We start from the raw sequence: 14,979 nt of genomic DNA on the forward strand, positions 1-14,979 counted from the left end.
CATGGGAATCCACGCCGCTCAGTACCAAACTTGCTGGGTAGTGGCGCGAAATACCGTGGGCCCGTGGTATTTCGCGGACCTCGTACGCGCTAGAGGCCGACCGGGCGGCGCTGTGACAGCAGCCGTACGTCGGTGGCGCTGGCGACGACTTGGTCGACGATGCCGTAGTCGCGTGCCTCATCGGCGGTGAACCAGTGGTCGCGGTCGCCGTCGCGTTCGATCTGCTCGACGTTCTGGCCGGTGTGTTCGGCGATGAGGCGCTGCAGCAGCTTCTTGGTGTACAGCAGGTTGGTCGCCTGGATCTTGATGTCCGACGTACTCCCACCGATGCCGCCGAGCGCTTGGTGCATGACGATCCGCGTATGCGGCAGGCTGAACCGCTTGCCGGGTGTACCCGCGCACAGCAGGAACTGCCCCATGCTCGCAGCGAACCCCATCGCCAGCGTCGACACGTCGTTCGGGATGAACTGCATCGTGTCGTAGATCGACATGCCGGCGGTGACTGAGCCGCCGGGACTGTTGATGTACAGCGAGATGTCGCGGTCGGGGTCCTCCGCCGACAGGAGCAGCAGCTGTCCGCTGATCCGGTTGGCGATGTCGTCGTTCACCTCGCCGCCGAGTACGACGATGCGCTCGTGTTGCAGCCGGGTGATCAGTTGCTCGTCGAATGCCGATTCGGCCATGAGGTCCTCCCCGTTCGTGGTGCGGTGATGCCCACGCTGACACTCATCGGCCCGCCTGCGTTAGGGATTCGGCTGTGAGCGGATTCGCTGCCGGCGTACGAACAGCTGCGCCGCGGGAAACGGGTTTCATCAGGTGTTGAATTGCGTGGCGAAGCGTGTTTGAATGAGATTCAACGCTTGATGAATTAGGAGTCGTCATGACACCGCACACTCCACGCCCGCAGGAGGCACGGACGCACCATCGTCTGCTTCTGCCCGCCGTCTTCCTTTCCCTCGCGACGGTCATCTCGGCGGTGACCTCGCTCAACGTCGCGCTTCCCGATCTCGCTGCCGACACCGGAGCCACCCAGACGCAGGTCTCATGGGTCGTCGACGCGTACGCACTCGTGTTCGCAGCACTGCTGTTGATCGCCGGAGCGCTCGGCGACAGGTACGGGCGGCGCCGGGCGCTTCTCGCCGGTCTCGCCGTCTTCGGTGCGGGTTCGCTCGCTGCGATGTTCGCCTCCGACGTCGAGGCGGTCATCGGGCTTCGAGTCGTACTCGGCGTCGGCGCCGCCCTGGTGATGCCCGCAACGCTGTCGATCATCACGACCGTGCTGGATCAGCACAAGCGCCAACAGGCCGTGGCGATCTGGGCAGGTGTCGCCGGCGCGAGCGCTGTGCTCGGCCTGTTGGCTGCCGGCACGCTGCTCGAATGGCTGCCCTGGGAGTCCGTCTTCGGCCTCAACGTCGGGCTCGCCGTGATCGCGTCGGCGATCGTGCTTCGAGCGGTGCCGGAGTCGTCGGAGCGTCCGGAAGGCCGGCTCGACGTCGTTGGCGGGTTGCTGTTCGCCGTCTCAGTCGGAGCGATCGTCTACTCGATCATCGAGGCCCCGCACGCCGGCTGGTCCTCGGCCGAGACCGTCTCCGGGCTGGCGATCGGCATTGTGCTGCTCGCCGTCACGGTCGCCTGGGAGCTCCACCACCCGCGGCCGCTGCTCGACCCACGACTGTTCAGGCACCGTACGTTCGCGGCGAGCTCATTGACGATCACGATGCAGTTCACCGCATTCTTCGGGTTCATGTTCCTGCTGATGCAGTACCTCCAGTTCGTCGGCGACCTGAGCCCGCTCGCGGCGGCGGCCAGCATGCTGCCCTTCGCGGTGGGCATGATGGGCTCGTCGCGCGGATCGGTGAAGGTGGTCGCACACCTCGGCCGCGCCCGCACTGTCCTCGTCGGGCTGACCGTCCTCACCGTCGCGCTGCTTGCGCTGAGCCGGCTCGACAGCGATGTGAACTACTGGCTGCTGTTCACGACGCTTCCGTTCCTCGGTATCGGGATGGGCCTCTCGATGACCCCGTCGACGAGCATGCTGACCGAGGCGCTGCCGCGGGCGCAGCAGGGCGTCGCATCGGCGGTCAACGACCTGTCTCGTGAGCTCGGCGGCGCACTCGGTATCGCCGTCATGGGAAGCATCCTGACCGACACGCTCAACGACCGGCTCGGTGTCGGCGGCGGCATCGGCGGAGCCGCCGAGATGCCGAAGCAGATGATCCCGGTCGCGATGGACGCGTTCGCCGATGGCTTCTCCAACGCGCTGCTCTTCGCGGCCTTCGTGATCGCCGGAACCCTCGCGCTGGTCGTCGTCCTCACTCGCGGCGGGCGTACGCGGCACGAGGGAAGCGACCCCAGTGACGTACCCGCGAAGGTCCATTGAGGACGCGCCGCCAAGACGGGGGGGCCGCCCCGGTCCGGCATATCGCTGGGACCGGGGCGGCGTCGCACGTCAGGCGTCGCAGTCAGTCGAGCGGCACGACCCAGACGTCCGCGATCGACGGGTCGTAGTCGCCTTCCGTGTCGAGGAACCGAATACGGACGGTGCCGTCCGACGACGCGTCCGGCTCATCGACCACGAACTGGTACGCGATGGTCCCCTCTCCGGACTCGGTTCGGGCGAGGTCTTGGGCGTACACGACCTTGCCGTCTGCTTCGACGTCGTACGTCTTGCGCTTCGCGCCGTCGAAGGTCTCGATGGCCCGGATCGCGTACGGCTTGTCCCTCGGCACCTCGACGTCGAACTCGAACCAGCCGCCCGGGTAGGACGAATGGGTGTAGCGCCGCGACAGACCGGCCTCCTGGCTCGTGCCGGAATGCTCCGAGGCCTCGAGGGCATGCGCGGCCTCGGAAGCATCGTCTCCGAGGTCCACATGGTCGTTCGCATCCTCCGGTGGTGTGGCGAGCGAGACGGCGATGGTGCCTGCCGTGCGCTCGCTCGGTGCGTCGCCGATGACCGCCTCCACCTGCGCCGAGCCCGCTGCGATGGTGAGCGGAACGCTCGCCTGCACGTCGACGGAGGTCTTCTCGCCGGGCGCAACCTCGTAGGAGACCGCCTCGGGGGAGTCCCACCCGTCGGGCAGGACCACATTGACCTCACCGGACTGCGTTTCGCTGGTCCGGTTCGCCAGCACCGCAGTCACCGTCGCCGTCTCACCCGGCGCAACCGAGTCTGGTTTGGTCGTGACCGAGTCGACCACGACGCCGGGCGCGATCATCATCCCGGCCGAGACGGGTAGTTTCGCCGTTCCGCCCGTGTGTCGGTACGAGATGGAGCCGGTGAGGTCGGCGACGGACGCCTCCGCGTCGTCGGGGACGCTCATCTCGTACGCATGCGCGACGTCTCCGCGGGCACCGACCGTGGACTTGTGCTGACCGACCGGCCGGGCGCTCCAGCCGTCGGGTGCCTCGAGCTGCGACTCGACGCCGGTCAGCGGGCGTTTGCCGGCATTGTGCAGACCGACCTCGACTCGCACCGTGGCGCCGGGGAGGATCTCCTCGGCCGGAACCTCGAGCGATGCGACGGCGCCGACCAGCCGTGACGATGCCTTCGACAGGACTGATTCGATCTCGGCCAACGACGCACGTAGCGCCTTCGCCGCGTCGGCGTCGATCTGGCCGAGTCGCGCGTACGTATCGGTCCAGCGGTCGAGATCGGCAACGCTCGCGAGCGCACGATGAACTGCCGCAGCGGTGAGCTGGTCGTCGGAGTCGGCGAGTCGGAGGCGTTGCGCTGCCGCGATCTCTGTCGTCATGACCTTCGTACGCAGTTGCAGGCGCTTCTTGGCGACCTTGCCGAGGGGCCCGCGTACGTCCAGCGCGTCGACTGCGTCCGCAAACGATGCCGCCTTGTTCGCTGCGGCACCCAGGTCACCGAGCACCGGGTCGACTGCGAACGCGTACGTACCCGACCCGACCTCGAGCACGACGTCGTCGCCGTCGACGCGTACGAACTCGACGCCGTCCACCTCGGCGATCGGCCTGCCGTCTTCGGTCACTGCCCATCGGTTGGCGGCCGGCAGCCGTACCTCGGCCGCGGTGTTGGCCGGGATCGTCGTGTCGAGCGTCATCGGGCCGTCCGCCGTGCTCCACGCACTTCGTACGGTGCCGTAGCGCGTCTCGTGCTCGAAGTCGGCATGATCGATGCCGTCGCCGGGCTCGGGTGCGATCAGCACCTTCTTGTATCCGGGCTCAGCGGCCGAGACCCCGGCCATCGTGCGATACATCCACTCGCCCACCGCGCCGTACGCGTAGTGGTTGAACGAGTTCATGCCCACGTCGTTGAAGCTGCCGTCGGGGTTGATCGAGTTCCACCGCTCCCACACCGTGGTCGCACCCCAACCGATCTCATAGCCCCATGAGGGGTAGTCGTCGCGCAGCAGCAACCGGTACGCGATGTCGGTGCGTCCGGCCTCGGTCAGCGCCGGCAACAGGCCGTCGACGCCGAGGAACCCGGTCGACAGGTGGAAGTCGCGCCGTTCGAGAGTCTCGACAAACTGATCGATCAGGGCCTTGCGCCGGTTCTTCGGTGCCAGGTCGTTCGTCAACGTCAGCACGTACGACGTCTGGCTTTCGCCCTGCACGGTGCCGTCCGCGCCGATGAACGCGTTCTGGTACGCAGACCGGATCGCCTTGTAGCGCTGCTGCAGCTCCGCGGCGTCTGCGTCCTTGCCGATCGCCTTCGCCATCTGGGCAAGCTCACGCGTGCTCTTCGCGACGAAGGCCGTGTCGACGACTCCGGCCGGAGTCGGGTCGTCCAGGTTGAGCCAGTCGAGGTAGCCGCCGGTCGTTCTGATGTGGTCGGTCGAGTCTGCTTCGAGGTAGTCGACGTACTTGCGCATCATCGCGTAGTTCTCGCGAATCACCGCGGTGTCTCCGTACGCCTGCCACAGGGTCCACGGAACGTGTACGCCCGCGTCCATCCAGCCCGCCGGGCCGTAGCCGCCGTCGAAGCGCTTTGGCACGATCGGCGCGACACCCGGCAGTGCACCGTCATCGCGTTGCGTATCACGCAGATCCTGCAGCCACTTGGTGAGGAACGTACGAGAGTCCATGTTGTAGGCGGCGGTACGCGCGAACACGTTGATGTCGCCGGTCCAGCCCATCCGCTCGTCGCGTGCGGGGGTATCCGTCGGGATCGACAGGAAGTTGCCGCGCATGCCCCAGACGATGTTGCTCTGCAGTTGGTTGACGAGATCGGAGTTCGTCTCGAGGCTGCTGGTCAGCTCGCCGTCGGTGCCGACGACGACTCCGACCACGTCCGCCGCATCGGGTGCTTCGTCCACGCCGGTGATCTCGACGTACCGGAAGCCGTGGAACGTGAATGACGGCTCGAACGTCTCCGGTTCGTCGGAGGAGAACGTGTAGTAGTCCGTCGCCTTCGCAGTACGCAGGTTGGCGGTGTACAGCGTGCCGTCCGGGTTCAGCACCTCTCCGTGGCGGATCCGGACCGTCTGCCCGGGTTCGCCCTGCAGCGTGAGACGTACATGGCCGACCATGTTCTGGCCGAGGTCATAGAGGTACGCGCCATCGGTCGGCGAGTCGATCTGCTCGGTGTCGGTGAGCTCCTGCGTCACTCGTACGGGGTCGTCGGTCTGCGGCTCGAGCACCTCCTTCGGTTCGTCGCGTACGGTGACATCGCTCCACCCGTCGCCCTCGTAGCCGGGCTCGTCCCAGCCGGCGACGTCGGCTGCGACCCGGGCGTCGTACGACTCGCCGTCGAGCGGGTCGGACTCCGTGGTCGGACCGGGCCTCGTCTGCCAGCTGCCGTCCGTGCCGACAACGGCCTGAGTGCCGTCGTCGAAGTCGACCACCAGTTCGGCGATCACCGAGTTGTCCTTGCCGTAGACGTCGGTACCGAACATCGCCACTTTGCCGGTGTACCAGCCGCTCGCCACCTCGGCGCCGAGAACGTTGTCGCCGGTGCGTACCTGGTCGGTCACGTCGTAGGTCTGGTAGTCGATGCGCTTGTCGTACGCGGTCCAGCCCGGTGCGAGCTCGTTGTCGCCGACTCGCTCGCCGTTCAAGCGGAGCTCGTAGACACCCCGTGCCGATGCGTAGATCCGGGCACGTGCCACCTCCTTGTCATCAAGGGAGAAGTCCTTGCGCAGCAACGGGACCGATGCATCGCGCCGCAGCCACGCCTCGGCTCCGGAGCTGTCGACTCGCAGGCCGTCGTCGGTGACGGTGCCCGCGGCGAACGTGCGGTCGCCGGCGGGAAAGTCGGTCTCGACAAGCACTTCGTCATCGGCCGACGTGACCCGTACGTCATGGACGAGACCGGACTCCTCCCCGTTCGTACGAAAGCCGAAGATGCCCGGGCCAGCGAAGGTGCCATCGGTCCGCTCGTCGAAGACCTCGCCGTCGACCCGGGTCGTGATGGTCTTGCCCTCAACGCTGATCGAGTAGTCGTGCTCGGCAGCGAAGTCGAACCCGTCGGGGAACGGAGCTGCCTTCAGCACGGTGTAGTTGCCGTTCTTCTTCACATGCGGACGCAGGGCGTGATCGGACTCGCTCACCTGCCACATGTACGCGTTCTCCGTGTCCTGGCCGCGTACGTACACACCGAGTGCGCCCTTGATGTCCGATGCGGTGAAGTCGATCGAGTAGTCGGTCCATTCGGCGCCGAGCTGCTCGGACTTCGCGCCGACCCACTCGGCTTGCCACGGATCGTCGCCGAGCGACGTGGCGAACCGTGCCGGCTCACTCCAGTCCGATGCGACATCGCGGTCGTCCCACACGCGCACGGACCACACGTAGTCTGTGCGCGGCTTCAGCGCCGGACCGTCGTACGCAACGTCGAGCGATCGACCGGAGGTCACCTTGCCGCTGTCCCAGACGTCGGCGTCGGCGAGGGAGTCGGTCGAGGACGCAACCCTGACCTGGTAGGCCTGCTGGGTAACGCTGCGCCGGTCTTCGGAAAGTTGCCAGCTGAACGATGGATCTGCGACCGGGATGCCGAGTGGGTCGTCCAGGCCATTGGTGGTGAGACCGTCGACGCTGGGCTGATCGGTCGCCGGCGCGGCGGAAGCGGCAGGCGCGGCGGTCGTCGCCGGAGTCTGTGCCGGCGCCTGGCCGACGCCGAGAGTCAGCGCCAGCACGGCGCTCAGTACGGGCGCCGCCACCCGCATCACTGGTTTCCATCGGTACGTGCTCACGGGCCACTCCCTGCGTTGGTCCTGAAACGATTCAGCAACGTGAGAACACATAGTGACTCAGGTCACGCGTCGATCGCAAGGGTGCATCGTGATCGTCAGACTGTGCATCGGCGTTGATGGAGCGAGTTCTCGGCGTTCGCTCTGACGGGAGGTGGCCGGATCCGGCCACCTGTCCGGTGGGCGCTCGTACGTCGCGACAGTCGACGGGACGCCGCAACGTTTCACCGCGCCATGGCGCGTACGAGGGGTAGGCAAAACCCCACCTACAGAAGGGTTGCAGAGCCACTGACCCGACCGCCGATCGCCGGAAGGCTGATACCTGGGCGAACAAGCGCCCACCAGAGTGAGAAGGGGAAGTGCGATGGCACGCACCGCCGTGACCGTACGGGCAGCCCGCTGGAGTGCAAAGCATCCGTGGCGAGCGATCCTGATGTGGATCGTCTTCGTCGTCGCGGCTGTCGGCATCAGCACGGTGGTCCCGCAGCAGCAGGCGACGGACGCCGACCACCGGACTGGTGAGTCGGGCACTGCCGCCGAAATCATCGAGGACGCCGGGCTGGAGGAGCCGCCGTCCGAAAGCATTCTCGTCACCTCCGACGCCGATGAGCTCGATCAGGGAGCCGCACGCGGAGCGGTCAAAGACCTTCGTACCGGTATCGCCGACGTTTCCGGCGTCGAGAGCGTCGGCAAGGCCATCCCGGCGGAGGACGGCAGCGCGTTGCTCGTGCCAGTCACGATGGCCGGCGACGCCGAAGATGCCGGCGACCACGTCGACGGGGTCCTCGACGTCACCGACGACGTCGCGGCGGCGCATCCGGATCTCGAGATCAGCCAGGCCGGTGAGGCATCGGTCGATCAGGCGATCATGGATCGGGTCGGCGAAGACCTCGGGTCCGCCGAGAAGATCAGCTTGCCGATCACCTTCGTGATCATGCTGGTCGCGTTCGGGGCGTTGATCGCCGCGGGAATCCCCGTGCTGCTTGCGATCACCTCGGTCATCGCAACTCTGGGCCTGTACGCGCCACTGTCGTACCTCGCACCCGATGACGGAACCGTTGCGAACGTCGTGCTGCTGATCGGTATGGCCGTCGGAGTCGACTACTCGTTGTTCTACCTCAAGCGAGAGCGCGAAGAGCGCGCCAAGGGTCGAAGCACCCTCGACGCGGTCGAGATCGCGGCCCGCACCTCCGGGCACGCCGTCGTTGTCTCCGGTTTTGCAGTCATGGTTGCGATGTCGGGTCTGTTCATCGCGGCCGACGTCACGTTCGCTTCGTTGGCGGCCGGTTCGATGCTGGTCGTCGGGGTAGCGGTCGTCGGATCGCTCACGGTGCTGCCGGCGCTGCTCGTCAAGATGGGGCATTGGGTCGACCGGCCACGGGTGCCGTTCCTGTGGCGGCTCAATCGTCGGATCGGCAAGGGCGGCATCGCCAGTCGCATCCTCGGCCCCGTCGTACGCCACCCGAAGCGCTCGGCGATCGGCTCGATCCTCATCCTGGCCGTTGCCGCGACTCCGGTGCTCGGCATGAAGCTCGAGCAGGGAACGCTCCAGACGCTGCCCAAGGACCTCGACGCCGTGCAGTCGATGGCGCAGATCCAGGAGAAGTTCCCGCAGGACGCAGACACAGTTCAGATCGCAGTGTCTACCGACAAAGGCACGATTGACGCCGCGACGAGCGAACTGCGCGCCATCGAGCGTGAGGCGCTCGACGGCGACGACTTCGCTCGCACCGGCTCGGATCAGCTGAAGGTCGCCCACGACGGCTCGGGTGCCGTACTCACCCTGCCGACGACGCATCCGGAGGGCTCAGAGGCCAACGAGACAGCGATGCTGAAGCTTCGCGACAAGGTTGACTCCAAGCCCGGCGGCGAGCTCGAAGGCACTGAGTGGGCAGTCGGCGGAGGTGTCGGACGGGTGTACGACGCTTCGCACCATCTCTCGGATCGCCTGCCGCTGGTCGTCGGGTTCGTGCTCGCGCTGACGCTCGTGATGATGCTGGTGATGTTCCGCAGCGTCGTGCTCGCGCTCATGACCACGCTGCTCAACCTGCTGTCGGTCGGTGCGTCGTTCGGGGTCATGGTGCTGGTCTTCCAGAACACCTGGGCGGAGTCGATGCTCGACTTCAACTCGACCGGATCGATCATCGACTGGACCCCGTTGTTCTGCTTCGTGGTCCTGGTCGGGCTCTCGATGGACTACCACGTGTTCGTCCTGACCCGAGTGCGAGAGGGACTCCGTAACGGCTTGTCGCACCGGGCAGCAGTGGAACGAGGCGTACGTGACACCGCGTCGGTCGTGACGAGCGCCGCGCTGGTGATGGTGTCGGTCTTCGCGGTCTTCGCAACGCTCTCGATGATCGAGATGAAGATCATGGGTGTCGTACTCGCCACCGCGATTCTGATCGACGCGACGATCGTACGACTGGTGCTGCTGCCGTCGCTGCTGCTGGCTTGCGAGCCGCTACTGCGTCGCTTCGACCGTCGCGAAGCCAGCCACGGGGAGCCGGAGGCGGTGACGGAGGAGCGGGTGCCGCAACTGGTGTAAGCGCCCCGATCCCCGGGGGGATGGTTCGGCGGGTTCTGGCAGGTGCCAACGGCATCGGCCGGGACCCGCCGAACTGTTTGCGTTCGTACTTCTTCGGGTCGACCACTCGCCGCTTCGCTTCTCGTCGCTGTCGGCATTCCCTGCTACCTCGGTGCGACTACCCGCGTGCCCGATTCCGCTTCGCGGTCGGCTTTCCCTCGCCTTCTGGCTCGGTGAAAGACGCGGCGACGCGGGAGCCGTTGCTACGTGGCTCGGTTGCTTGCCGGCTTTCCCGATTCGGCTGGCGTTTGCGGGGTCGCTCGATGGTGCTTTACCAAGTGAACATGGTGAAACTCCACTCTGCACGGCAGGGACACCATGCAAAGTGACAGGTTGCCTCGCCCGTTGGTACGCCCGTGGCTACCGGTACGGGAGTGACGTCGAAACCGAACATTACCCCGATCCCATATCAAGGTGGCGTGGAAAGTCGCCAAGCAACCGATCCGAAGTGGAGCCTCCGCGCGTCGCCGCGTCTTTCCCAACCGAACGAAGCAGAAGGCCGACAGCGACGAGGATCGGGCAGACGGGTTGTCGTACGGAAGGAGGCACGAAAAGCCAACAGACTCCGGCCTCACCCGAGATCTACCTGCCGAGGCACGAAACCGCAGCGCTCCCTGGTGTCGACGGCTGCGATCGCATTGGGGTCGACGCCTTGTAGTCGTTCCGACAGCCGGTTGCGTGCTCCGTTGATACTGCCGCGGTCGGCCGGGTCGACGTCGTCGTTCGCGAGATCGTCCCAGCTGAGGTCGCGTTCCTCGATGACCGTACGAAAGTCCTGCAAGGGGTCGTCGAGGGGAGCCCACCGTTGCTCGACGTCGTCCGGTGCCGCCGAGCGGATCCGGTGGATCGCATCGGTGACCTCCTCGTAGTCGTCGATGGCGAGGCCGTCGGTGGACGCTGCGGCGATTCGGTCCCAGTCTGTTTGCAGGACTGTGCAGTAGTCGGCTGCCGGCTGCGCGCTGCCGCCACCGCCCGCGTCGGAGCCGGAGTCACCCCACGGATCGAGCAGGTACGCGCCGAACGCCAAGGCCGCGACGACCACCGCGATCACAATGGCGGCGGGAATGCGTTTGCGAGAGCTGCCCTTCAGCACCGGCGTACGAGTCGACGGTGACACCCGGATCGTTGTGTCGGTGGCGGCAGGTTGCCGCGTGTCCGAAGCATCGTCGCCCGCGGCGCCCTCGAGCGCGGTTGCGAAGGCCAGCGGGTCGGGCCAGCGGTCCTCGGGGTCGAGAGCAACCGCACGGAGGACGACGTCGTCGATGCTCTCGGGAGCGTCGGCAACGGCACTCGGCGGCCGGGGCAGGTCGGCGTCGCGCCGCCCGTACAGCGTGCCCTCACGGATGACCTCACCGGTGAGCAGGTGGTACGCGACGGCCCCGAGCGCATGCACGTCGGCACGACCGTCCACGGGTGAGCCGGGCTCCGACTGCTCCGGCGCCATGTACGCAGGCGTGCCGACGATCTGGGTCATCCCGGAGGCGTACATCATCGCCTTGGCGACGCCGAGGTCCGCTACGAGCAGGCGCCTTCCCCGTGCCCGGTCGGACCGCAGTAGCAGGTTCGGCGGTTTGATGTCGCGATGGATCACGCCCGTCGCATGCAGGTCGGTGATGCCCTGCGCGGCCTGGGTGATCAGGTCGACCGTCGTCGCGATCGGCGGTATGCCTTCGCGGATCACGTCTGTGACCGTGCCCTGGTCGGCGAAGCTCATGACGAAGTACGGCGTACGGTCGTCCAGCTCCCCGATGTCGTACACCTGAACGACGTGTGCGGAGTCGGTCGCCCGTAGGAGTTGGGCTTCGTTCAAGAAGCGCTCGCGGATGTCGGCGCGCTGGGCCCAGTTGTCGGCAAGTGCCTTGACTGCGACATGAGACTTGAGCTCGGTGTCGTGATAGAGCCACACCGACGCGAAGCCGCCGACGCCGATGCGACGCACGCGGCGTAGGCGACCTATCGTCTCCGGGGCTGACACGGTGTGCATTCTGCCTCAGCAGACCGCGCTCGCCGGGTAGGGCCAACGAGACGGCCACGGGCCCGGCCGCGCCGGATTCGTGACACAGTGGCTGTTCGGGAGGTCAACGGGGTGAGTGAGTACGCGCGCAGAGTAGTCGCCGTGGCGGCGGCGATGCTGTGTGCGGCCACGTTGCCCGTCGTGACGACCGCCGATGCCGCGATGGAGCCCGAAACCTGCAAGGGCAGGCCGGTCACCATCTCGGGTACGGACGACGACGACACCCTGGACGGTACGTCCGGCGACGACGTCATCCGCGCGTACGCCGGCGACGATGTGGTGCACGGACGCGGTGGCGATGACGTCATCTGCGGTGACTCGGGCGCAGACGAGTTGTACGGCGACGAGGGCGACGACGCACTGCACGGCGGCCCGTACCGGCTCTACTCCGATGACGGTGCGTACGCCGCGGAGGGCGACGTACTCGCAGGCGGTGCCGGCGACGACCGGATCTTCGGTGGCGGTCGACCCTCCAACGAGGCCGTTCGGGTGTCGCCCGCACGCCATACGCCGGATCGCGTCGAGTTCCCGGAGGCGAAATCCGGCATCACCATCACCGCCGACGGAGTGGTGACCGGACGCGGAATCGGACGCGACCAGATTTTCGAGATGCAGCACGTCGTCGGAACGCGATGGGCGGACGACATCACCGTGCACGGCGATGTCATCGTCTCCGGCGGCAGCGGCCCAGATCGCATCACGGTCCTCCCCGGCGCCGAGGACCAGACGTTGTATCCCACGCTGTACGGCGATGGCGGTGACGATCGCCTCGATGTCTCGCGAGCCGATGCGGACGGCTACTGGCTCTACGGCGGCGATGGTGACGACACGCTGCTCGGCTCGAAGTACGCGGACCACATCGGAGACAACGAAGGCGGCGGCCAAGTCGATGCCGGCGGCGGTGATGACCAGATCGATACGACCTCGCTGATGACGGTCCTCGCCGGTGGTGGCGACGACTCGCTGCAGATCGCGCTCGAGTCGGGCACACGCGAACCCATCGACGGGGGACCCGGCGAAGACCACGCCGAGCTGCAGAACGCCACTTCGGCTCCGCTGTCGATCAATGTGCCCGATCGGGTGCTCCGCGCCGACGGGGAGTCGTCGGACCTGACCGGCGTCGAGAGCTTCGGAGCTTCCGCCCGCGAGGCAGACGTACGTTTCGTCGGTGGTCCAGGTGACGAGCGACTCGGGGTGGTCGCCTGGCACGGCAACACCGTGCGTGCGCGGATGGGCGCCGGCGACGACGAGTTCGTCGCGTACGCAGCCATCGACCCCGACGACTACGGAGCAGTGATGGCCTGGGGCGGGCCCGGCGATGACGTGTTCGACGGAGCCGAGAGCGACGACAGCCTGTTCGGCGAGGGCGGCGACGACGTGATGTACGGGGACTCGGGTGATGACGTCATTCGCGGCGGGCCGGGCGACGACCGAGCGTTCGGGAGCCGCGGTGACGGCGACTCCTGCACGGGCGAGGTCGAAAGCGATTGCGAGGAGTGACTCGGCACTGACCCTGCGCTGACGTAGGCTCTACCAATGAGTAATGGGGGAGCAGGGGGTCGGCGATGGCACCTACGGATCTGAGCGAGGGTCCGCCGTTTCCGACTGTGCCCGGTGACGTCTCCGGCGCGGGGCTGAGCGTGCTTCGCTCCGGCGGCATGGTGACCGGCGTCGGCACGTCGCTTCGTACGGCCCATGAGCCGGCGTGGCAGAACGTCGACGGCGTCATCGAAGAGCCCATGGTGGATGTGCTGAAGCTACCGTTCGACGACCTCGACCTGACGTCGAAGACGGCGCGGGTGGCCGCCGGTGCGCTCGGGTTGTACGACGGTGCACGAGTGGCCTACAACGGCACGATCAACGAGCTGAACTCCGAGTGGAAGTCGTACTCTGACCGCGCGTACCTACCCGGCGGCGCTACGAAGGCGCAAGCGGAGGCGTTTCAGGCGGCGATCGATGAGAAGAAGAGCGATCTGCGCCGGCGACAGTCCACTGCCGAGGGCACCTTCGACGACGCCGCGACGGATGCGATCGGACTGCTCGACCTCGGGCCGGCCGCTCTGGACAATCCCCGGCTGAAGTCGATGGTCGATCGTGGGCTCAAGACGTACTTCGTGCCGAAGGCAGGTATGACCTCGGCCGAGCTGAAGGCACTGCTCGATGATGCGCGGGCGTCGGGGCTCGATCCGAAGGACTACAAGGACCTCCTTCAGCAGTATTACGTGACGAAGGCGGCCGAGAAGGCCGGAATCGACATGTCTGACTGGGATCCCTCCAAGGGCGCGGAGGGGCTGCGCGACATCATCGAGAAGGTCTACACGTACTACGGTCAGCTCTACCTCGACAACCCGAACCTCAAATGGGCCGGTATGGCCAACATGATCGGGCCTTCGTTTGCTGCCGGCTTCTTCGACCTGAACCTGTTCCGCAACATCGCCGACAAGGCCGCGGGGCCACTCGACGACCTGCCCGACGAGGTACGCGACAGTCTCCCGCACCCGATCAGCGACATCGGCAAGCTGAGCGATCTGACGCAGGAAGATCTCAACTTCTACGAGACCACCTTCCTGCAGATGCAGAAGGACATCTTCATCGATCAGGCAGCCATGCACGAGGCCTACCTCGAAGGCGGCGTCGATGCGATCGAGGAGATGCGCGATGCGGGATTGTTCGACAACGGTGACCCCGATCAGACCGTCGAGTCGTGGCAGCAGATCGACGACGGCATCACCACTGGTGACAACGACCTGATCAACCAGGGCAACAAAGGGCTGCTCTACAGAGAGCAGCACGACATCATCGACGATGCGTACCAGCAGATGTACGACCACGATCCGACCGGGCCGGTCGTCACGTACCTGATGGGTGTTGTCGGAGACCCGTCGATTCCCGATGCTCAGACGCTCGGCGAGGTCGACCCGCTGACGTTCACCGGCGGGGCCGATCCGTGGGGCCCGGGAAAGATCGACGTGACCGTCGAGACGCCGCTGCCGGCGGGCAACATCGCGGACTTCGACACCCGCTGGAATCTCATCGAGGAAGACACGCTCGACAAGTACCTCGCCGTCGTCGACGGAGACCCGGATCGGGCCGAAGAGATCATCGGCTCGTCGGTTCACGACCGGATCGAGGAGGATCGTATCTACTGGCGGATCGACGACATCGTTGATGACTTCAAGTACAACTGGGATATCGACATCGACGTGGGATGGTAGGCAGATGCGGCTACG

The 14,979-nt window shown here is 66.4% G+C and carries 7 protein-coding genes; 4 read left to right on the top strand and 3 right to left on the bottom strand.

Translation table 11 applies throughout. The annotated features are described in order from the left end of the window. Positions 1–89: 89 nt before the first annotated feature. Entirely contained in the window at positions 90–683 is a 594-nt protein-coding gene (locus tag MU582_02445; protein UPK75516.1) for an ATP-dependent Clp protease proteolytic subunit, read from the bottom strand. 197 nt (positions 684–880) lie between these two features. On the opposite strand from MU582_02445, the gene MU582_02450 reads away from it, so the two are divergent. Further along, positions 881–2,380: an MFS transporter gene (locus tag MU582_02450; protein ID UPK75517.1), complete on the top strand. Its 1,500-nt coding sequence runs from the start codon at positions 881–883 to the stop codon at positions 2,378–2,380. A gap of 82 nt (positions 2,381–2,462) precedes the next feature. Here MU582_02450 and MU582_02455 read toward each other — a convergent pair whose 3' ends face one another. After that, positions 2,463–7,154, bottom strand: coding sequence for a family 78 glycoside hydrolase catalytic domain (locus MU582_02455; protein UPK75518.1), 4,692 nt, complete (start codon positions 7,152–7,154; stop codon positions 2,463–2,465). Between the two features lie 361 nt (positions 7,155–7,515). On the opposite strand from MU582_02455, the gene MU582_02460 reads away from it, so the two are divergent. Continuing rightward, entirely contained in the window at positions 7,516–9,696 is a 2,181-nt protein-coding gene (locus MU582_02460; GenBank protein ID UPK75519.1) for an MMPL family transporter, read from the top strand. 610 nt (positions 9,697–10,306) lie between these two features. On the opposite strand, the gene MU582_02465 is transcribed toward MU582_02460, so the two are convergent. Next, positions 10,307–11,710 (bottom strand): serine/threonine protein kinase, encoded by a 1,404-nt coding sequence (locus tag MU582_02465; GenBank protein ID UPK75520.1) that lies wholly within the window; start codon positions 11,708–11,710, stop codon positions 10,307–10,309. A gap of 111 nt (positions 11,711–11,821) precedes the next feature. On the opposite strand from MU582_02465, the gene MU582_02470 reads away from it, so the two are divergent. Then, the gene (locus MU582_02470) at positions 11,822–13,249 is read left to right on the top strand and encodes a hypothetical protein (GenBank protein ID UPK75521.1); all 1,428 of its coding nucleotides are present in this window, start codon (positions 11,822–11,824) and stop codon (positions 13,247–13,249) included. Between the two features lie 65 nt (positions 13,250–13,314). Further along, the gene (locus tag MU582_02475; protein UPK75522.1) at positions 13,315–14,964 is read left to right on the top strand and encodes a hypothetical protein; all 1,650 of its coding nucleotides are present in this window, start codon (positions 13,315–13,317) and stop codon (positions 14,962–14,964) included. The last annotated feature ends 15 nt before the right edge of the window (positions 14,965–14,979 follow it).

The sequence above is a fragment of the Nocardioidaceae bacterium SCSIO 66511 genome, assembly GCA_023100825.1.
Taxonomy (GTDB): domain Bacteria; phylum Actinomycetota; class Actinomycetes; order Propionibacteriales; family Nocardioidaceae; genus Solicola.